The 19,009-nt window shown below is 67.7% G+C and carries 16 protein-coding genes and 1 tRNA gene; 11 read left to right on the top strand and 6 right to left on the bottom strand.

From position 1 onward, the window contains the following. A complete protein-coding gene (locus PRL19_RS01110; RefSeq protein ID WP_273743633.1) occupies positions 1–1,857 on the top strand; it encodes a hypothetical protein in 1,857 nt (618 codons plus the stop codon). 54 nt (positions 1,858–1,911) lie between these two features. Here the strand turns inward: PRL19_RS01110 and PRL19_RS01105 are convergent. Beyond that, positions 1,912–1,987: transfer RNA gene (locus PRL19_RS01105), tRNA-Ala, on the bottom strand. Between the two features lie 190 nt (positions 1,988–2,177). Then, positions 2,178–2,495: an FYDLN acid domain-containing protein gene (locus tag PRL19_RS01100; RefSeq protein WP_045982970.1), complete on the bottom strand. Its 318-nt coding sequence runs from the start codon at positions 2,493–2,495 to the stop codon at positions 2,178–2,180. Positions 2,496–2,592: 97 nt separating this feature from the next. Here PRL19_RS01100 and PRL19_RS01095 point away from each other — a divergent pair, with 97 nt between their 5' ends. The 3 genes from PRL19_RS01095 (at position 2,593) to PRL19_RS01085 (ending at position 4,744) form a co-directional block, all read left to right on the top strand. Then, positions 2,593–3,288, top strand: a complete 696-nt coding sequence (locus PRL19_RS01095; RefSeq protein ID WP_273743632.1) for a M48 family metallopeptidase — start codon at positions 2,593–2,595, stop codon at positions 3,286–3,288. Between the two features lie 25 nt (positions 3,289–3,313). Continuing rightward, a complete protein-coding gene (locus PRL19_RS01090) occupies positions 3,314–3,964 on the top strand; it encodes a GntR family transcriptional regulator (RefSeq protein ID WP_045982968.1) in 651 nt (216 codons plus the stop codon). A gap of 66 nt (positions 3,965–4,030) precedes the next feature. Continuing rightward, positions 4,031–4,744: an intradiol ring-cleavage dioxygenase gene (locus PRL19_RS01085; RefSeq protein ID WP_273743631.1), complete on the top strand. Its 714-nt coding sequence runs from the start codon at positions 4,031–4,033 to the stop codon at positions 4,742–4,744. On the opposite strand, the gene PRL19_RS01080 is transcribed toward PRL19_RS01085, so the two are convergent. Then, positions 4,741–5,367 carry a lipid-binding SYLF domain-containing protein gene (locus PRL19_RS01080; protein ID WP_045982966.1) on the bottom strand — a complete coding sequence of 209 codons (627 nt, stop codon included), beginning with the start codon at positions 5,365–5,367 and terminating at the stop codon, positions 4,741–4,743. The genes PRL19_RS01085 and PRL19_RS01080 overlap by 4 nt on opposite strands. A gap of 70 nt (positions 5,368–5,437) precedes the next feature. Beyond that, on the bottom strand, positions 5,438–6,433 hold the full coding sequence (hemB, locus tag PRL19_RS01075) for a porphobilinogen synthase (protein WP_046001079.1): 996 nt from the start codon (positions 6,431–6,433) through the stop codon (positions 5,438–5,440). A gap of 94 nt (positions 6,434–6,527) precedes the next feature. Here hemB and PRL19_RS01070 point away from each other — a divergent pair, with 94 nt between their 5' ends. Genes PRL19_RS01070 through PRL19_RS01055 form a run of 4 tightly spaced genes read left to right on the top strand, consistent with a single transcriptional unit; the run spans position 6,528 to position 12,352 of the window. After that, positions 6,528–7,100, top strand: a complete 573-nt coding sequence (locus tag PRL19_RS01070) for a hypothetical protein (RefSeq protein WP_046001078.1) — start codon at positions 6,528–6,530, stop codon at positions 7,098–7,100. A gap of 40 nt (positions 7,101–7,140) precedes the next feature. Then, positions 7,141–10,623, top strand: a complete 3,483-nt coding sequence (gene mfd, locus PRL19_RS01065) for a transcription-repair coupling factor (RefSeq protein WP_273743630.1) — start codon at positions 7,141–7,143, stop codon at positions 10,621–10,623. Continuing rightward, entirely contained in the window at positions 10,620–11,750 is a 1,131-nt protein-coding gene (locus PRL19_RS01060; protein ID WP_273743629.1) for an aminodeoxychorismate synthase component I, read from the top strand. The genes mfd and PRL19_RS01060 overlap by 4 nt, the downstream gene beginning before the upstream one ends. Beyond that, positions 11,711–12,352 carry an aminotransferase class IV family protein gene (locus PRL19_RS01055; protein WP_273743628.1) on the top strand — a complete coding sequence of 214 codons (642 nt, stop codon included), beginning with the start codon at positions 11,711–11,713 and terminating at the stop codon, positions 12,350–12,352. The genes PRL19_RS01060 and PRL19_RS01055 overlap by 40 nt, the downstream gene beginning before the upstream one ends. A 163-nt stretch (positions 12,353–12,515) precedes the next feature. On the opposite strand, the gene clpA is transcribed toward PRL19_RS01055, so the two are convergent. Both clpA and gloB read right to left on the bottom strand, forming a co-directional pair. Then, positions 12,516–14,840, bottom strand: a complete 2,325-nt coding sequence (gene clpA, locus PRL19_RS01050) for an ATP-dependent Clp protease ATP-binding subunit ClpA (RefSeq protein WP_127899013.1) — start codon at positions 14,838–14,840, stop codon at positions 12,516–12,518. A gap of 216 nt (positions 14,841–15,056) precedes the next feature. Beyond that, positions 15,057–15,803: a hydroxyacylglutathione hydrolase gene (gene gloB, locus PRL19_RS01045; RefSeq protein WP_273743627.1), complete on the bottom strand. Its 747-nt coding sequence runs from the start codon at positions 15,801–15,803 to the stop codon at positions 15,057–15,059. 57 nt (positions 15,804–15,860) lie between these two features. On the opposite strand from gloB, the gene PRL19_RS01040 reads away from it, so the two are divergent. From PRL19_RS01040 to atpA, 3 genes are all read left to right on the top strand, one after another. Continuing rightward, complete coding sequence (locus PRL19_RS01040; protein ID WP_046001073.1) at positions 15,861–16,634, top strand: methyltransferase domain-containing protein; 774 nt, start codon at positions 15,861–15,863, stop codon at positions 16,632–16,634. A gap of 273 nt (positions 16,635–16,907) precedes the next feature. Next, entirely contained in the window at positions 16,908–17,474 is a 567-nt protein-coding gene (locus PRL19_RS01035; RefSeq protein WP_273743626.1) for a F0F1 ATP synthase subunit delta, read from the top strand. Then, complete coding sequence (gene atpA, locus PRL19_RS01030; RefSeq protein WP_045982958.1) at positions 17,474–19,009, top strand: F0F1 ATP synthase subunit alpha; 1,536 nt, start codon at positions 17,474–17,476, stop codon at positions 19,007–19,009. Before PRL19_RS01035 ends, atpA begins: the two co-directional genes overlap by 1 nt.

The following is a 19,009-nucleotide window of genomic DNA, read 5'->3' as shown; positions in this document are numbered from 1 at the left end:
ATGACCGGCAGCAACGCGTCCGACGGCTCGACCCCGGGGTCGGATGGCGCATCGGTGCCCGCGCCCATGGTCCTGACGCTGCCTGACACCCCGGACAGTCAGGTCGCCGCAATCACGCTGCGGGGCCAGCGCGACCTTTCGCTCAGGGCGCATCCGCCCGGCACGGTTCTGTCCGCCGGGCCGGATGGGATCGATGTTGTCCGGGGCACCAGCCTGCGATGCGTCCTGCCTGCGACGGCGTTGCTGCAGGCAGAGGCCATTCTGGTCGAAATATGCTTTTCACAGAAAGAGCCATCTCCGCACGGCACCCTGCTGTCATTGATCGATCAGAGCGGGCTGAGTTTGTCGTTCCGCGATATGGGAACCCATTGGGTTGCGAGGGTTGGAACCGCCCGGGTTGATTTCGCAAGTAAGCTGAACACGCGGCGGACGGTCTGCTTTGTATTGACGGCGTCCGGCCATCTGCTGACCTGTCATGAAGATGGCCTGATCGAAGAGGCCGCAGCCTTCGATGCAATGCCGCTGTTGCAGATTCGACAGATTCACGCCGGTACCAAGGCCGCCGTGACACTTCATGATCTGACGCTTCAGGTTCTGAACGAAACCGATATCGGTGCACTGCGCGACTGGCTTTCGTCCCGCCGGGGCGGTGCAGACGAAGCGGTGAGCGGATCACCGTTGCTGATTCATTTCAATGGCCAATCCTTGGCCCTTGGTCCCGATGTCCCGGCTGTCGACAAGCTTGCGCTGGCTGACATCGCCCGTCTGAATGTGCAAATGCTGAGCGGAATCCACACCGGGCCCGAGCGTCGCATCATTGAGCTGCAGGGCTTGCAGAAGCGCAGCGGTCCTGTTGCGCTGTCTGAGGCCGAGTTCACGCGTGTCAGGATATCCAAGCCGGTTCCGCCGGCTCTGCCAATGGCGCAGGCCCTGGTTGGACACGGGGATGAGGCAGAGGACGTGCAGCGTTTCGCGCCGATCAGCATCTCCGGAAATCCTGTCGCCGGTCAGTCGATCGCGCTGTTGGAGGACCCCGACGGGTTGGTCCGCCACAACATGGACATGATCATCAACGGCACGCATCTTGCATATCTGCGGGAGGGGAGCGCGCCAGAGACGGTCGTCTATTTCTGGATCCAGGGAGAAGCCGACCGCCAGGCCGCGCCGGGTGTGTATCTGAACGCCTTGCAGGCGCACTGGAACCGCATCCGGGCCCGGCTGGACGATCTTTACCCCGCCGCGCGCAAGATGATCCTGTTGATGCAGACCGCGGGGTCGGACCAGTCGCATCACGGCAGCGACACGAACCATGCCGCCGCCGATCAGCTGGCCTTCGTGGCCGGGCGCGACGATGCCGTGATGGTGGGGCCGATCTATCCCTCGGCCCTGTCCGACCGCGTGCACCCGGACCTGCAGCATTCCCGCATCATGGGAGAGCTGGCGGCATGGGCCCTGCGAGAAACCATGGCAGGGCGCGGCTGGACGATCCCGCGCCCGACCGCACGGCGTCAGGGCGACCGGATCACGTTGCGCTTTGCCCTGCGCCCGGACGAAGCCCTGGCGGACCATCAGGCCTCGCCTTATGGCGGCCGGGGCATCGACGCGTTTCTGGGCGTCGAGGTCACCGGCGGCGGCACGATCACCGCGCTGGCCCTTGACGGCCATGATCTGCACCTGACCATCGACGGGCCGGTTACCGGCGTGCGCTATGCGATGCAGCGCCAGAACATGCGGGTCGAGGGGAATGCCCATCCGGCCCGCCGCGGCCTGTTGCGCACGACGCTGTCGCGTCCGGCCGTTCACCTGCCGGGGACAATGCTGCACCGCTGGCTGCCAGGCTTCGAGATCGACGTCTAGACAGGTCGGCCTTGCGGGTCGGATCAGCTGTCTGGAATGTCATGGAAAGTCTAATGGTGGAGCCAAGGGGAATCGAACCCCTGACCTCTTGAATGCCATTCAAGCGCTCTACCAACTGAGCTATGGCCCCACCGTGAGGTCCGCGAAGCGCGTCTGCGCCGCCGCGTGTGGGGTCTATAGGAGGGGGCGCGGCGGGGTGCAAGCGGAAAATCGGCGGCGCCGTGCAGTTTCCGGAAATTCCCCCGGCAGGCCTGCGCGGCGCTCCGCATCGATGCGCCGCAACGAAGAAGGCCGCGCCATTTCGGGCGCGGCCTTGGGTCTTATTCCTCTTCGTCGCCCGCGACATCGGCGATGTCGTCCAGCGACACGTCGCCGTCGTCGTCGTCCTCTTCCAGCAGGTCGTCGTCGATCTCGCCCGCGTCGTCGGCGATATCCTCTTCGTCGTCGACCAGTTCGTCGTCATCGTTCGCCGCGGCCGTCTTCTCGGTCACCAGCGTCTTGCCACGACCGTCGGTCAGGCTGGTCACCGTGAATGTGTTCCCGCAGGCCGGGCAGGTCATCGGATCTGCCTTCAGGTCGTAAAAGCGGGTGGCGCAATGCGGGCACAGGCGTTTGGTGCCCCATTCCTCTTTGGGCATGGTATTCTCCTTCAGCCGCGATTAGGGGAAATCGGGTGATCCCCTGCCACAGAGGCCAAGGGGTGTCAAAGGCTTTATCTGGCAGGCCAAGGCGGGCATGGCAAGCGGCGATCAGCGGATCATCATCGAAGAGGGGCTGGCGGTGCGTCTGCGACGGTCGTCGCGCGCACGGCGGATGACCCTGCGCGTGCCCCGCGACGGGTCGGGCGCGGTGCTGACCCTGCCCGTGGGGGTACCCCTGGCCGAGGGGCAGGATTTCGCGCGGTCGCGCCGCGACTGGCTGCGCGCGGCGGTGGGCCGACTGCCCCTGCGACAGGCGGCGGTGCCCGGCGCGGCCCTGCCGGTCGAGGGGCGGGCGCTGATCCTGACACCGGCGCCGGTGCGGCGCGCCCAGGTTCAGGACGACCGCCTGCTGATCCCCGAAGGACGCCCGGCGGGCGCCGTTGCGGCCGCTTGGCTGAAGCATCTGGCGATGCTGCGCCTGCGGGTGGCCTGCGACCGATTTGCGGAGGCACTGGGGCGCCCCTATGCCGCCATCGCCCTGCGCGACACGCGGTCCCGGTGGGGCAGCTGCACCCATGACGGGCGGCTGATGTTCTCGTGGCGCCTGGCGATGGCGCCGCCGGTCGTGCTGGACTATGTCGCGGCGCACGAGGTCGCGCATCTGGCGCATATGGATCATTCGACTCGGTTCTGGGCCCAGGTCGAGGCGCTGATGCCCGGTCATGCCCCGCATCGGGCGTGGCTGCGCGCGCAGGGGGGCGATCTGATGCTGTGGCGGTTCCGCGATTGACGCAGCCCGGATTTGTGATCACATCATGGCCATGAGCCCGACCGACCCCACCGCCCATGAACGCCTGTATCGCAGCCTGCGCAGCCAGATCATGCTGGGGGAACTGCCGCCGGGCAAGGCGCTGACGCTGCGCGGCATCGCGCGCGATCACAACCTGTCGATGACCCCCGCGCGCGAGGCCGTGCGCCGCCTGGTCGCCGAAGGCGCGCTGACGCTGTCGGGATCGGGACGCGTGGCCACACCGGCCCTGTCCGACGACCGGATCGAGGAACTGGCCGCCCTGCGCGCGCTGATCGAGCCCGAACTGGCGGCCCGCGCCCTGCCGCGGGCGCATTTCGCGCTGATCGACCGTCTGGCGGTGATGAACGGGCGGATCGCGGATGCCGTCGAGCGCCACGATGCCGTGGGTTATATCCGCTGTAACCTCGATTTTCACCGCATGCTGTATCTGCGGGCGCAGGCTCCCGCGATGCTGGCCATGCTGGAGACGATCTGGCTGCAGCTGGGACCGACGATGCGCGCGCTTTATGGTCGTGTGCGTCGCAACGAACCGCCGCGCCATCACCGCATGATCCTGGCCGCGCTGCGCGCCGGTGACGAGCCCGCGCTGCGCCTGGCGGTGCGGGCCGACGTGACGCACGGCCTGCGGCACCTGACCTCGACCGAGGGCGCCTGACGGCAATGTGACTTTGCCCGCGCGCCCTGCCGGGCATCATGGCATCCCGACCACAGGAGATGCACGATGATCGACCGCCGTCAGCTGTTGCGAAGCCTGGCCATCGCCGCGCCGTCCGTCCTGGGCATCGGGGCGGTGGGGCAGGCGCTGGCCCAGGATGCCCGTGCCGCCCGGCTGATCGCCGCGAACGTCTGCCAGGTGACCCCGGCGACGGCGCAGGGGCCGTTCTACTTCGATCCGCGCCTGATGCGCGGCGACATCCGCGACGGGCGCGCGGGCTATCCGCTGGCGCTGCGGTTGCAGGTGGTGGATGCGGCCTGTCGGCCCATCCAGGGCGCGCGGGTGGATGTCTGGCATTGCGACGCGCAGGGCAATTACAGCGGCTATCCCGGCCAGCAGCAGGGCGACCTGAGCGGAGAGACCTTCCTGCGCGGCGCGCAGGTGACCAACCAGGCCGGGCGGGCGGCGTTCCGCACGATCTGGCCTGGATGGTATCAGGGCCGCACGGCGCATGTGCATTTCAAGGTGCTGCTGGGGGAACGCGACCTGCTGACCGGTCAGATCTTCTTTCCCGACCGCTTCAGCCGTGCGGTCTTCGACCAGCTGCCCGATTACGCCCGCGACAGCACGCGGGGGCGGATCTTCAACGATCAGGACGGCATCGCGCGCCGCGCGGGGCAGGGCGCCTATGCCGAGGTCACGCAGGTCGAGGGCGGGTTCGAGGCCGCGATGGTCATCGGGCTGGCCGATGACCGCGGGGCGCTGTTGTCGCGGTCCTAGCCCTGCACGCCCATCGGCGGCAGGCCCAGATTGCCGAACTGGACGTTGGGCAGGGCCGAGGGGATGACGCGGGTGTATTTCGTCCCCTCGATCGCCGCACCGGCGATCAGGCCCGACTGGCCGAAGATCATCGCCACGACCGGGAACTGGGCGCTGAACGTATCGGCACCCACCGCCATGCCGCCCGACGGCAGCGCGTAATAGGCCCCGGCACCCGCGGTCCAGCCCGGTGCCGCGCGGAACGCGGTCAGCGCCTGTTCGTCCTGGAAGATCAGCACATGCGCGTATTGCTGCGCGCCCGCCTGAAGCCCGACGGTGGCGCGGGTGGCCGAGTAATAGTCGACGGTCTGCCCGCCGATCCGCAGCGCGCCTTGGCCATAGGCGCCGCCGAAGCCAAGCGCGGCCTCGGTCATCAGGGGCATGTACAGCACGCCGCGGGCGTTCTGCAGCAGGGGTTGGGATGCGGGATAGGTGGTCACCAGATACTGGTGCGTCTGGTCGACGCGCGCATCCAGCTGGGCGGCCGCGTCGCTGCCGACCGCGTTGCTGCAGCCGGCGGCCAGCAGGGCCGCGCCCCCGGTCAGCAGCAGGTTGCGACGGGACAGGTGGATCGGGTGGGTCATGTGTCGCCTCGTGTCGGGGTGCGGGGCTCGTCTCGGCCCGTTGGCGCGCAAGATACGCCAGCCACCGGCGTCATGCCAGCATTTCGGCCACCGTCGGCGCAAAGTAGCTAAGCACCCCGTCGCAGCCCGCGCGGCGGAAGCCCAGCAGGCTTTCCACCATCGCGTCGCGCGACAGCCAGCCGTTGCGGATCGCCCCCTCGATCATCGCGTATTCGCCGCTGACCTGATAGGCGAAGGTGGGCGCGCCGAATTCGTCCTTCACGGCCCGGCAGATGTCCAGATAGGGCATGCCGGGTTTCACCATGACCATGTCCGCGCCCTCGGCCAGGTCGCGCGCGACGCAGCGGATCGCCTCGCCGCGGTTGGCGGGGTTGATCTGATAGGTCTTCTTGTCGCCCACCAGCCTGCCCGACGCACCCACCGCGTCGCGGAACGGCCCGTAGAACGCGCTGGCGAATTTCGCGGCATAGGACAGGATCGCGACGTTCTTGTGGTCATGGCGTTCCAGGGCGGCGCGCAGGGCGGCGATGCGCCCGTCCATCATGTCGCTTGGCCCCAGGATGTCCGCGCCGCAATCGGCCTGGACCAGCGCCATGCGCACCAGCGCCTCGATGGTCTCGTCGTTCAGGATCTCTCCGTCCCGGACCAGCCCGTCATGGCCGTTGGCGTTATAGGGGTCCAGCGCGATGTCGGTCATCACGACCAGGTCGGGGACCTCGTCCTTGACCGCGCGGATGGCCAGGTTGCCGATATTGTCGGGATCCCATGCGCGGGCGCAGTCGTCGGTGCGGCTGGCCTGGTCGGAATGGGGAAAGATGCAGATCGCGGGGATGTTCAGCCGCGCCGCCCGTTCCGCCGCCCGCCGCGCGCCGTCCAGGGTCAGGCGTTCGACCCCGGGCATCGAGGCGATCTCGCCCTCGGCGCCGGCGACCTCGGTCACGAAGATCGGCCAGATCAGGTTGGCGGGGGTCAGGTTCCGTTCCGACACCATCGCGCGGATGTTGGCGTTGCGGCGCAGCCGGCGCAGGCGGCCGGCGGGGAAGGGGGCGATGATGGGACTGGCCATGGGGGCCTCCTGTCTGGGGTGGGGCAACCGTGCCGCTTTTCCTTGGTTGAAACCCGTTCTAAGGTCGCGCGCAGACAAGGACAAGGAACTGCCCGTGCCGCAATTCGACAACCTGATCGGGCTTCTGGGCAGCCGGTCCTTTTCGACGATCTGGTTCTGGCTTGTGCTGATCGGCATGTGGTCGGTCGCCGGCCGCAGCGTGCTGGGCATCCCGACCGAGGTCCTGGCCCGCGCCCGGGCGTCGCTGGCGGGCGACGATGCGCAGGGACCGGCGGTCATCACGCTGCTGGACTGGCTGTCGCTGATCCTGCCCCGCTGGCAGCTGCGCCCGCGCGAGGGGGCGGCCTTTCTGGGCGTCACCAGCTTCCTGATGACCTCGCTGGCGGTGCTGGGGTTCGTCTTCTGGCTGGAGATGGCGCAGGCGCTGACGCTGCTGCTGCTGCCGTTCTGGGTGCTGTTCTGGATGCGCGTGCGCCTGGCGCGGCGTCTGGTGCCGCTGGTCCATGCCGCGCAGGAGGGGCGCGCCCCCGTGTCGCAGGCGGCGGGCGATGCGGCCCGCGCGATGGTCTGGCACAAGCGCTTCGTGACGATCCTGTCGATGATCGCGGTCGCGGTGACGGCGTTGTGGGGGGCATTGTGGACGGTCCTGCATCCCGTTGGCTTCTAGCCCGCTTGACTTCCCCGCGCAGCCGCTTAGGTCAGCATCCATGTCCGACAAGCTGATCCTGTCCGGTGCGCCCGAAGGCTATGACGCCGCGCTGATCGCGCGCGAGGCGGCGCGACCCGAGAACCGTGGCGCGCCCGTGATCCACGTGGCCCGCGACGACCGCCGCATGGAGGCGATGCGTCAGGCGCTGGCCTTCATGGCACCGCATCTGCCGGTGCTGGATTTCCCGGCCTGGGACACGACGCCCTATGACCGCATCTCTCCGGCGCCCGAGGTTCAGGCCGCGCGCATGGCGACGCTGGCGGGTCTGGCGCAGGGGCGCATCAAGGGACCGTTCGTCCTGCTGACCACGCTGAACGCCGTGCTGCAGCGGGTGCCGGCCCGCGATCTGGTCCGCGGCACGGCCTTCATCGCGCGCGTGGGCGACCGCATCGACGAGGCCGCCCTGCGCGAGTTCCTGGTGCGCATGGGGTTCGCGCAGACCGCGACCGTGACCGACCCGGGCGATTACGCGATCCGCGGCGGCATCATCGACATCTATCCCCCCGGCACCACCGGGCCGATCCGCATGGACCTGTTCGGCGACGTGCTGGACGGCGCGCGGCGGTTCGATCCCGACACGCAGCGCACCACCGAAAAGCTGGACCGGATCGAGCTGGCGCCGATGTCCGAGGTCATCCTGGACGAACCCTCGATCACCCGGTTCCGGCAAAGCTATCGCACCGAATACGGCGGCGGGACCAGCGATCCGCTGTACGAAAGCGTCAGCGCGGGCCGCAAGATGGCCGGCATGGAACATTGGCTGCCGTGGTTTCACGACCGGATGGAGAGCCTTTTCGACTATGCCCCCGGCGCGTCGGTGGTGCTGGACGATCATATCGGCCAGGTGATCGACGCCCGCCGCACGATGGTCCGCGAACAGTTCGAGGCGCGTCGCGCCGCGATGGCCGCCAAGGGGCGGGCCGACACGGTCTACAAACCCGTGCCACCCGACGCGATGTTTCCGACCGATGTCGAATGGGACGCCTGGCTGGCCCCGCACCGGGTGCTGCGCCTGTCGGTCCTGCAGCAGCCGCCCGGGCCGGGCGTGCTGGACGCGGGCGGCCGGCAGGGGCGCAACTTTGCCCCCGAACGCCAGGCCGAGCAGATCAACCTGTTCGGCGCGCTGGCCGATCACGTCAAGGCGCTGGCACGCACCCATCGCGTCATCATCGCCAGCTTTTCCGACGGCGCACGCGAACGCCTGTCCGGTCTTTTGACGGACGAGGGGCTGGCCGGGGCCAAGCCCATCGCGGACATCCGCGACCTGCCGGACCAGCCCGGCAGCATCGGCCTGACCGTCTGGCCCCTGGACGAGGGTTTCGTGGCCGACGGCAGCGCCTTGGGGCGGCTGGCGGTGATCTCGGAACAGGATGTGCTGGGCGACCGGCTGATCCGTGGCGCCAAGAAACGGCGCAAGGCCGACAACTTCCTGAAGGATACCCAGACCCTGTCGCCGGGCGATCTGGTCGTGCATGTCGAACACGGCATCGGTCGATATACCGGCATCGAGACGATCATGGCGATGAAGGTGCCGCATGACTGCGTGGCGCTGGAATATGCGGGCGGCGACCGCCTGTTCGTGCCGGTCGAGAACATCGAGCTGCTGTCGCGCTATGGCCACGAGGAAGGTCTGCTGGACCGTCTTGGCGGCGGTGCCTGGCAGGCCCGCAAGGCCAAGCTGAAGGAACGCATCAAGCTGATCGCCGACAAGCTGATGCGCGTCGCCGCCGAACGCCTGCTGCGTCCCGCCCCGGTGCTGGAGCCCGACGATCACGAGTGGCAGGCCTTTGCCGCGCGCTTCCCCTACAGCGAGACCGACGACCAGCTGTCCGCCATCGAGGACGTGGCCGGCGATCTGGCCATCGGCCGCCCGATGGACCGCCTGATCGTGGGCGACGTGGGGTTCGGCAAGACCGAGGTCGCCATGCGCGCTGCCTTCATCGCGGCCAGCCAGGGGATGCAGGTCGCCGTCGTGGCCCCCACGACCCTGCTGGCCCGCCAGCACTACCGCAGCTTCGTCGAACGGTTTCGCGGCACCGCCATCACCGTCCGCCCGCTGTCGCGCTTTGTCAGTGCCAAGGACGCGTCGGCCACCCGCACCGGCCTGTCGGACGGCAGCGTGGACATCGTCGTGGGCACTCATGCAGTGCTGGCCAAGGGCGTGCGGTTCAAGAACCTGGGCCTGCTCATCATCGACGAGGAGCAGCATTTCGGCGTCGGCCACAAGGAGCGGCTCAAGGAGCTGCGCAGCGACATCCACGTGCTGACCCTGACCGCGACGCCCATTCCGCGCACGCTGCAGCTGTCGCTGACGGGGGTGCGCGACCTGTCTGTGATCGGCACGCCGCCGGTCGACCGCCTGGCGATCCGCACCTATGTCAGCGAATTCGACACCGTCACCATCCGCGAGGCGCTGCTGCGCGAGAAGTATCGCGGCGGGCAGTCGTTCTTTGTCGTGCCCCGCCTGACCGACCTGCCCGAGATCGAGCACTGGCTGACCGAGAACATGCCCGAGCTGTGCTATATCGTGGCGCATGGCCAGCTGGCGGCGGGTGACCTGGACAGCCGCATGAACGCCTTCTACGACGGCAGCCACGATGTGCTGCTGGCCACGACCATCGTCGAATCGGGGCTGGATATCCCGACCGCGAACACGATGATCGTCTGGCGCGCCGACATGTTCGGCCTGTCGCAGCTGTACCAGATCCGCGGTCGCGTGGGTCGTTCCAAGGCGCGGGCCTATGCGTACCTGACCACCAAGCCGCGGGCGCCGCTGACGCCGCAGGCCATGCGGCGGCTGAAGTTCCTGGGCAACATCGACGGCCTGGGCGCGGGCTTCAACCTGGCGTCCCAGGACCTTGACCTGCGCGGTGCCGGCAACCTTCTGGGAGAGGAGCAGTCGGGCCACATCAAGGAGGTCGGGTTCGAGCTGTACCAGGCCATGCTGGAGGAGACGATCGCCAAGCTGAAATCCGGAGAGCTGGAGGGCACGCCCGAGGATGAATGGGCGCCGCAGCTGAACCTGGGCGTGCCGGTGACCATTCCCGACAGCTATATCCCCGATCTGGACGTGCGGTTGGGCCTGTATCGTCGCTTGGCCGACCTGACGACCAAGGTCGAGCTGGAGGGCTTTGCGGCCGAGCTGATCGACCGCTTCGGCCCGCTGCCGCGTGAGGTGAACACGCTGCTGCTGGTGATCCGCATCAAGGCGATGGCGAAACGCGCCAACATCGCCAAGCTGGACGTGGGCCCCAAGGGCATCACGGTGCAGTTCCATCAGGACAAGTTCCCCAACCCTGCCGGGCTGGTCGATTTCCTGTCCGACGAACGCGGCACCGCCAAGGTCACCGACAACAAGATCGTGCTGAAACGCGATTTTGCCACCGACGGCGAACGCATCAAGGGCGCCTTTGCCGTGGCCCGCGATCTGGCCGCCAAGATCAAGGAAGGCCGCGCCGCCGCGAAAAAGGCCGCCACGTGACGGGCGGGCAGATCCGGTTCGACACCGGGCCCCTGGGCGATGGTACGCTGTTCCGCGCCCCGCAGGCGATCATCCGGGCGGACAGCGCGGCGGGCGTGGGCCCGGCCCTGGCCGCGATGCAGGCGGCGACCGAGCGGGGTTGCTGGCTGGCGGGGTATCTGTCCTATGAACTGGGTCACGCGCTGATCCCGCGGCTGGCCGGGCTGATGCCTGCGGACCGGCGGATGCCGCTGATCCTGATGGGGGTCTTTGACGGCCCGCACCCGGCGGATCCCCTGCCGTCGCCTGACGGCGTCGCCATCGGCGCGGTGCGCCCCCTTTGGGATCGCGCGCGCTATGACGCGGCCATCGCGACCGTGCACGGGCTGATCGAATCAGGCGACACCTATCAGATCAACCTGACATTCCCGCTGCAGGCCGAGGTCGAGGGTGATCCCCTGGCGATCTATGCTGCGCTGGCCGCCAGACAGCCGGTGGGCGAGGGGGCCTTTGTCGATCTGGGAGGGCCGGTCGTCCTGTCGCGCTCGCCCGAGCTGTTCTTTGCCGTCGATGCTGACAGGCGCATCACCACCCGCCCGATGAAGGGCACGGCCGCCCGCGGCGACACCCCGGCAAATGACGCGCAGGCTGCGCAGGCGCTGCACGGATCGGCCAAGAACCGGGCCGAGAACCTGATGATTGTCGACTTGCTGCGCAACGACATCAGCCGCATCTGCCTGCCCGGCACCGTTCGCGTCCCGCAGCTGTTCCATGTCGAGACCTATGCCACCGTGCATCAGATGGTCTCGACGGTGCAGGGTCAGCTGGCGCCCGACGCGGGGCTGGCACAGATCCTGGCGGCGCTGTTTCCCTGCGGGTCGATCACCGGAGCGCCCAAGGTCCGGTCGATGCAGATCATTGCCGAACTGGAGGGCGCCGCGCGCGAGGTCTATTGCGGGGCCATCGGATGGGTCGATCCGGCGGGGCCTATGCGGTTCAGCGTGGCGATCCGGTCCCCTTGGGTGGAAACGCCGGGAATGTTGCGCCTGAATGTCGGCGGCGGCATCGTGCATGACAGCCAAGCCGGGTCCGAATGGGAGGAAGCATTGTGCAAGGCCGCATTCTTGGGCCGATCCCCGACGGCCTGACCGTCTTCGAGACCATGCGCGCCGAGGCGGACGGCCGTATCCCCCTGTGGCCGCGTCATCTGGCACGTCTGCGCCGCGGCTGCGCGGCGACCGGGATCTCGCTGGACGAAGACAGCGTCACGGCGGCGTTGGCGGGGCTGCCGGGTGGTGCGGTTCTTCGGGCGCGGCTGTCGGTCGATCAGGCAGGGCAGGTCGCCCTGACCCATGCGCCGCTGCCGCCGAACCCGGCGGTCTGGCGGGTGGTCCTGTCGGACATGCGCCTTGAGGCGGGCGACCCATGGTTGCGGATCAAGACATCGCACCGACCGATCTATGACGCCACCCGCGCGGCGCTGCCCCCCGGCATCGACGAAGGGTTGCTGAGGAACGCAGACGGGGAGCTGTGCGAGGGCACCATCTCCAACATCTTCCTGCGCCGCGATGGTCGCCTGCTGACGCCGCCGTCGCGCAGCGGGTTGCTGCCAGGCGTCCTGCGCGAGACGCTGCTGGCCGATGGTCGGGCACAGGAGGCCGTGCTGACGGTGGCGGATCTGCAGCACGGCCAGCTTTACTGCGGCAATGCCTTACGCGGCTTGATCCCGGCACGGCTGATTACACCTTGATCGGGAGCGGGGCGGACCCCCATCGAGGGGGCCCGCCCCGCGCGGGGGGCGTCGCCCCCGCATCCCTTGTCGTGATCGTCGGTTCTGGTTCATGGGCGGCGGCATTCAGGAACGTCGGCCCATGACGAAAAAGGCCCCGCCGTGGTGGCGGGGCCTTTCGCGCTTATTCAGCTGTCAGCAAGGGTGTCTTGGACTTGCCGATCCGTGGGGCATCGGGGCCGGTGATGTCGAAGGCCGGCTTGTCGTCCTCGATCTTGACGCGCACCACGCCACCCTTGGTCAGGCGTCCGAACAGCAATTCCTCGGCCAAGGGCTTCTTGATGCTTTCCTGGATCACGCGGCCCAGGGGGCGGGCGCCCATGCGGTCGTCGTACCCCTTTTCGGCCAGCCAGTTTGCAGCCTCGGGTGTCAGTTCGATATGGACGTTGCGGTCCATCAGCTGCGCTTCCAGTTGCAGGACGAACTTCTCGACGACGTGGACCACGACGTCGCGCGACAGCGGCGCAAAGGAGATGATCGCATCCAGACGGTTGCGGAACTCGGGCGTGAAGGTCCGCTCGATCGCGGCCGTGTCCTCGCCCTCGCGCCGGTCGCGGCCGAAGCCGATCGCGGCCTTGGCCTGATCCGCGGCGCCCGCATTCGAGGTCATGATCAGGATCACGTTGCGGAAATCGACGGTCCGCCCGTTATGGTCGGTCAGGCGACCCGCATCCATGATCTGCAGCAGGATGTTGAACACATCCGGATGCGCCTTCTCGATCTCGTCCAGCAGCAGCACGCAATGCGGGTGCTGATCCACGCCGTCGGTCAGCAGGCCGCCCTGGTCGAAGCCGACATAGCCCGGAGGCGCGCCGATCAGGCGGCTGACGGCATGCTTCTCCATGTACTCCGACATGTCGAAGCGGATCAGCTCGACCCCCAGGCTGGAGGCCAGCTGCTTGGCCACCTCGGTCTTGCCGACACCGGTCGGGCCCGCGAACAGGTAGTTGCCGATGGGCTTCTCGGGCTCGCGCAGGCCCGCACGGGCCAGCTTGATGGCGCTGGACAGCATCTCGATGGCGTTGTCCTGGCCAAACACGACACGCTTCAGACCGGCATCCAGATCGCGCAGGACCTCCGCGTCGTTCTTGCTGACGTTCTTGGGCGGGATGCGGGCGATCTTGGCCACGACGGCCTCGATCTCCTTGGGGCTGATCGTCTTGCGGCGCTTGCTCTCGCTGACCAGATGCTGGGCGGCACCGGCCTCGTCGATGACGTCGATCGCGCTGTCAGGCAGCTTGCGGTCGTTGATGTAGCGTGCCGCCAGTTCCACCGCCGACTTGATCGCGTCATTGGTATAGCGCAGGTCGTGATGCGCCTCGAAATGCGGCTTCAGGCCCATCAGGATCTTGATGGTGTCCGGCACCGAAGGCTCGTTCACGTCGATCTTCTGGAACCGGCGGCTCAGCGCGCGGTCCTTCTCGAAGTGCTGGCGATACTCCTTGTAGGTCGTCGAGCCCATGCAGCGCAGCTTGCCGCCCGCCAACGCGGGTTTCAGCAGGTTCGACGCATCCATCGCCCCGCCAGAGGTCGCGCCCGCTCCAATGACGGTGTGGATCTCGTCGATGAACAGGATGGCGTCGGGATGCGCCTCCAGTTCCTTGACGACGGCCTTCAGCCGCTCCTCGAAGTCGCCGCGATAGCGTGTGCCGGCCAGCAGCGCGCCCATGTCCAGCGAGAAGATCGTCGCCCCGGCCAGGACCTCGGGGGTCTCGCCGCGGGTGATCTTCAGCGCCAGGCCCTCGGCGATGGCGGTCTTGCCCACGCCCGGATCACCCACCAGCAGCGGGTTGTTCTTGCGCCGGCGGCACAGGACCTGAATGGCCCGCTCGACCTCGGATTCGCGTCCGATCAACGGGTCCACGTCGCCCTTCTTGGACTTGACGTTCAGATCGACGCAGTACTTGCCAAGCGCGGTCTCGTCCTTGGGGTCGGGGGCGGCCTCGGCCTTGCTCTGCTCGACCGGCTCCTCCGATCCGACCACCTTGCGGGGCTCGTTGAAGGACGGGTTCTTGGCCACGCCATGGGCGATGAAGTTGACCGCGTCGTAACGGGTCATGTCCATCTCCTGCAGGAAGAAGGCCGCATTCGATTCGCGCTCGGCGAAGATCGCGACCAGCACGTTCGCGCCGGTGACCTCCTGCCGGCCCGAGCTTTGCACGTGGATCGCCGCGCGCTGGATGACGCGCTGGAACGCGGCCGTGGGCACGGCCTCCGAACCTTCGACGTCGGTGATCAGGGTCGACAGGTCATCCTCGATGAAATCGACCAGCGTCTTGCGCAGATCCTCGAGGTCCACGTTGCAGGCGCGCATGACCTTGACCGCATCGGGTTCCTCGGTCAGCGCCAGCAACAGGTGTTCCAGCGTCGCAAGCTCGTGTCGATGTTCGTTCGCCAGCGCAAGCGCCTGGTGAATGGCCTGTTCCAGGGAGGTCGAGAAACTTGGCACGGTCGTCTCCTGTCAGTCGGCTGGCGGTATGGGCTGTTCGCGGCCCACCTGCCCAGACTGTCACGGTAGGGTTAAGATTTGGTGGATTTCGTTCGGCTTCAAGTGATTTTTCAGACAGGTGCCACGATTTTCCCACGCTTGAGGCAGATGTGATGTCGCAAAGCCCGCATTTCAAGCGCGGGGCCGGCACGCCCCCGCGCGCCGATGCCGCAGGCCTCAGAAATCGTCCTTCAGCCGGCGCAGGCGGGCAAAGACCTGCGCGTCGTCAGCCCCCGCCATCCCAATCGCAGGCGCCAGCGCGGCGGGGCGCAGGAAGGGGTTCGTTGCCCGCTCCACCTCCAGCGTGGCGGGGGCGCAAGGGATGCGCGCTTCGGCGATGGCTGACAAGCGGTCCTGCAGCGCCGCGTTGTCGGGATCGACCGACAGGGCAAAGGCGCCGTTGCCCGTGCAATAGTCGTGCCCCGAACAGATCAGCGTGTCGCCGGGCAGGGCGTTCAGCCGCGACAGGCTGTCCCACATCATCGCAGGGTCGCCCTCGAACAGGCGGCCGCAGCCCAGGGCCATCAGGCTGTCGGCCGTGAAGGCCATCGCACTGTCCGGAAAATGAAACGCCACGTGGCCCACGGTATGGCCCGACACGTCGATCACGTGGACGGGTTCGCCCAGAACCTCCAGCGGCTCTCCTGGCGCGACGCTGACGTCCAGCGGCGGCAGGCGATGCGCATCGGCGGCGGCCCCGATGACCCGGGCACCGGTGGCGGCGACGATCTCCGGCACGGCCTGGATGTGGTCGTCGTGGTGATGGGTCAGCAGGATCGCGTCCAGCCCCCAGCCCCGCGCCTCCAGCTCGGTCAGGACCGGCATGGCCTCGGGCGCGTCGATCAGCACGGTGCCCGCGTCGGAATGCAGCAGATAGGCATAGTTGTCCTTGAGACAGCGCAGCGTGACCAGTTCCAGCGGCATTGGCAAATCCTTGACCATGTGTTCACCTGAGCCTGTCAAAACCGGGACCTGCGCGCAATGCACCACGACATCGACCAGCTGCGACGGTTCTATTACCAGCGGGCGTTGGGGCGCGTGGTCCAGCGGATCCTGCGCGACCGGCTGACGGCGCGGTGGGACCCTGCGCGCAGCAGCGGCATGACCGTGGCGGGGTTCGGGTTCGCGGCGCCGATGCTGCGGCCCTATCTGCCGACCGCGCGGCGGGTGACCGCGCTGATGCCCGGCCCGCAGGGGGTGATGGGCTGGCCCGCGGGCATGCCCAACCATGCCGTCCTGTGCGACGAGACCGCATGGCCCATCCAGACCGGCAGCCTGGACCGGTTGGTCATGCTGCACGGCCTGGAGACCAGCGAGCATCCCCGCGAACTGCTGACCGAGGCATGGCGCTGCCTGGGTCCGGGCGGGCGGATGATGCTGATGGTGCCGAACCGGGCGGGCCTGTGGGCCGCATCGGACCGCACGCCCTTCGGCTTTGGCCGGTCCTACACCACCGGTCAGATCGAGGCGCAGATGCGCCGCGCGGGGTTCCAGCCCGATTGGCATGGCAGCGCCATCTACATCCCGCCCTCGGACCGGCGATTCTGGCTGCGCAGCGCCCAGTTCTGGGAACGCACCGGCGCGCGGATCAGCCGGGTGCTGATCGCCGGCGTCATCATGGTCGAACTGTCCAAGCATGCCCGCGCGCCGGTCGGCCCCGGGGTGCGAATCCATGTGCCCAGTCCGCTGGAGATCCTGGACGGGGTGGCCCGACCGCGTCCGCAAGCCGCCCCGACGGCCCGCGAAATCGACTGAAACCGGCCTCTGATGCGACATCCTGCCGCACGGTGCGCGGGCCCGGGATGCGGGGTGTTAGCGCTGTCCCCGTGGGGTTTCGCCGATCCTGCGCCGTTTGTCGCAAAGGCCCGCGTTTCAGGGCCCTGGACGGTTGCCGGGCGTCAAATCACCTGCTAGAGACGCCCCAGATTTGCGCGCGACCTTCCATCAGCCGCGCGACCGCGACCCGCACCCCGCGACAGACCAGGCAGCAGCCCGGCCCGCCAGCGGGGTTTGCGCAAACCGTAAAGGATGACCGTGGCCAACTCTGTTTCCATCTCCCAGAGCATCGCCGGACGCTATGCGCAGGCCGTCTTCGAGATCGCGAAGGAAAGCGGGGGCATGGACGCCCTGGCCACCCAGACCGACGATCTGAACGCCGCCCTGCACGACAGCGCCGAGCTGCGCGACCTGATCGCCAGCCCGATCTATTCCCGCGACCAGCAGGCGGCCGCGATCGGCGCGCTGTCGACCCGCATGGGCCTGTCGCCGGTGCTGGCCAACACGCTGCAGCTGATGGCGAAGAATCGCCGCCTGTTCGTGCTGCCGCAGCTGACCGCCCGCCTGGCGGAGCTGATCGCCACGGAGCGGGGCGAGGTCACCGCCGACGTCACCAGCGCCATCGCGCTGACCGATGCGCAAATGGACCGCCTGAAACAGACCCTGGCCGATAAATCCGGCAAGACGGTCAAGCTGAACACGCGCGTCGATGAGACCCTCATCGGCGGCATGATTGTCAAGTTGGGCTCGCAGATGATCGACAGTTCGGTCCGCTCGAAGCTCGCTTCCCTGCAGAATGTCATGAAAGAGGTCGGATAATGGGAATCCAGGCTGCCGAAATTTCGGCGATCCTCAAGGAGCAGATCAAGAACTTCGGCCAGGACGCCGAAGTTGCCGAAGTTGGTCAGGTCCTGTCCGTCGGTGACGGCATCGCGCGCGTCTATGGTCTGGACAAGGTCCAGGCCGGCGAGATGGTCGAGTTCCCCGGCGGAATCCGCGGCATGGTGCTGAACCTCGAGACCGACAACGTCGGTATCGTGATCTTCGGCGACGACCGCTCGATCAAGGAAGGCGACACCGTCAAGCGCACGCGCTCGATCGTGGACGTTCCGGTCGGCAAGGCCCTGCTGGGTCGCGTCGTGGACGGCCTTGGCAACCCGATCGACGGCAAGGGCCCGATCGAGACGACCGAGCGCCGCATCGCCGACATGAAGGCCCCCGGCATCATGCCGCGCAAGTCGGTGCACGAGCCGATGGCGACCGGCCTGAAATCCGTCGACGCCATGATCCCCGTCGGCCGCGGCCAGCGCGAGCTGATCATCGGCGACCGTCAGACCGGCAAGACCGCGATCGCGCTGGACACGATCCTGAACCAGATGAGCTACAACGGCCGCGAGGCCGAGGGCATGAAGACCCTGCACTGCATCTATGTCGCCGTCGGCCAGAAGCGCTCGACCGTGGCCCAGCTGGTCAAGAAGCTGGAAGAGACCGGCGCCATGGCCTACACCACCGTGGTGGCCGCGACCGCGTCCGACCCGGCGCCGATGCAGTTCCTGGCGCCCTATTCGGGCACCGCGATCGGTGAATACTTCCGCGACAACGGCATGGACGCGCTGATCATCTATGACGATCTGTCCAAGCAGGCCGTGGCCTATCGCCAGATGTCGCTGCTGCTGCGCCGTCCGCCCGGACGCGAAGCCTATCCGGGCGACGTCTTCTATCTGCACTCGCGTCTGCTGGAGCGTTCGGCCAAGCTGAACGAGGCCAACGGCTCGGGCTCGCTGACCGCGCTGCCGATCATCGAGACGCAGGCGGGCGACGTGTCGGCCTATATCCCGACCAACGTGATCTCGATCACCGACGGCCAGATCTTCCTGGAGACCGAACTGTTCTTCCAGGGCGTCCGCCCTGCCGTGAACACCGGTCTGTCGGTCAGCCGCGTGGGTTCGGCCGCCCAGACCAAGGCGATGAAATCCGTCGCGGGTCCGGTCAAGCTGGAACTGGCGCAGTACCGCGAGATGGCCGCCTTCGCCCAGTTCGGTTCGGATCTGGACGCCGCGACGCAGCGCCTGCTGAACCGCGGTTCGCGCCTGACCGAGCTGATGAAGCAGCCGCAGTACCGTCCCCTGACCAACGCCGAGATCGTCATCGTGATCTATGCCGGCACCAAGGGCTATATCGACAACGTGCCTGTGCGCGACGTCGTTGCCTGGGAAGACGGTCTGATCCACTTCCTGCGCGGCCAGAAGTCCGACCTGCTGGACGACATGACCCGCAACGACCGCAAGGTCAGCGGCGAGCTGGAAGCCTCGATCAAGGCGGCGCTGGACGAATACAACCGCACCCGCGCCTGA

This window comes from Paracoccus marcusii (genome assembly GCF_028621715.1).
GTDB classification, from domain to species: Bacteria; Pseudomonadota; Alphaproteobacteria; order Rhodobacterales; family Rhodobacteraceae; genus Paracoccus; species Paracoccus marcusii.
Note: the sequence above shows the minus strand (reverse complement) of the source record. Positions and strands in the feature narration are given on the sequence as shown.

What these genes read in the sequence shown, in the direction of transcription:
- gloB (WP_273743627.1), bottom strand. Translation starts at nt 15,803, where the DNA reads ATGCCGCTGGAACTGGTCACGCTGCGCTGTCTCAAGGACAACTATGCC.
- mfd (WP_273743630.1), top strand. Translation starts at nt 7,141, where the DNA reads ATGTCCGACAAGCTGATCCTGTCCGGTGCGCCCGAAGGCTATGACGCC.
- PRL19_RS01110 (WP_273743633.1), top strand. Translation starts at nt 1, where the DNA reads ATGACCGGCAGCAACGCGTCCGACGGCTCGACCCCGGGGTCGGATGGC.
- PRL19_RS01095 (WP_273743632.1), top strand. Translation starts at nt 2,593, where the DNA reads ATGGCAAGCGGCGATCAGCGGATCATCATCGAAGAGGGGCTGGCGGTG.
- PRL19_RS01080 (WP_045982966.1), bottom strand. Translation starts at nt 5,367, where the DNA reads ATGACCCACCCGATCCACCTGTCCCGTCGCAACCTGCTGCTGACCGGG.
- atpA (WP_045982958.1), top strand. Translation starts at nt 17,474, where the DNA reads ATGGGAATCCAGGCTGCCGAAATTTCGGCGATCCTCAAGGAGCAGATC.
- PRL19_RS01100 (WP_045982970.1), bottom strand. Translation starts at nt 2,495, where the DNA reads ATGCCCAAAGAGGAATGGGGCACCAAACGCCTGTGCCCGCATTGCGCC.
- PRL19_RS01035 (WP_273743626.1), top strand. Translation starts at nt 16,908, where the DNA reads ATGACCGTGGCCAACTCTGTTTCCATCTCCCAGAGCATCGCCGGACGC.
- PRL19_RS01085 (WP_273743631.1), top strand. Translation starts at nt 4,031, where the DNA reads ATGATCGACCGCCGTCAGCTGTTGCGAAGCCTGGCCATCGCCGCGCCG.
- PRL19_RS01090 (WP_045982968.1), top strand. Translation starts at nt 3,314, where the DNA reads ATGGCCATGAGCCCGACCGACCCCACCGCCCATGAACGCCTGTATCGC.
- hemB (WP_046001079.1), bottom strand. Translation starts at nt 6,433, where the DNA reads ATGGCCAGTCCCATCATCGCCCCCTTCCCCGCCGGCCGCCTGCGCCGG.
- PRL19_RS01040 (WP_046001073.1), top strand. Translation starts at nt 15,861, where the DNA reads ATGCACCACGACATCGACCAGCTGCGACGGTTCTATTACCAGCGGGCG.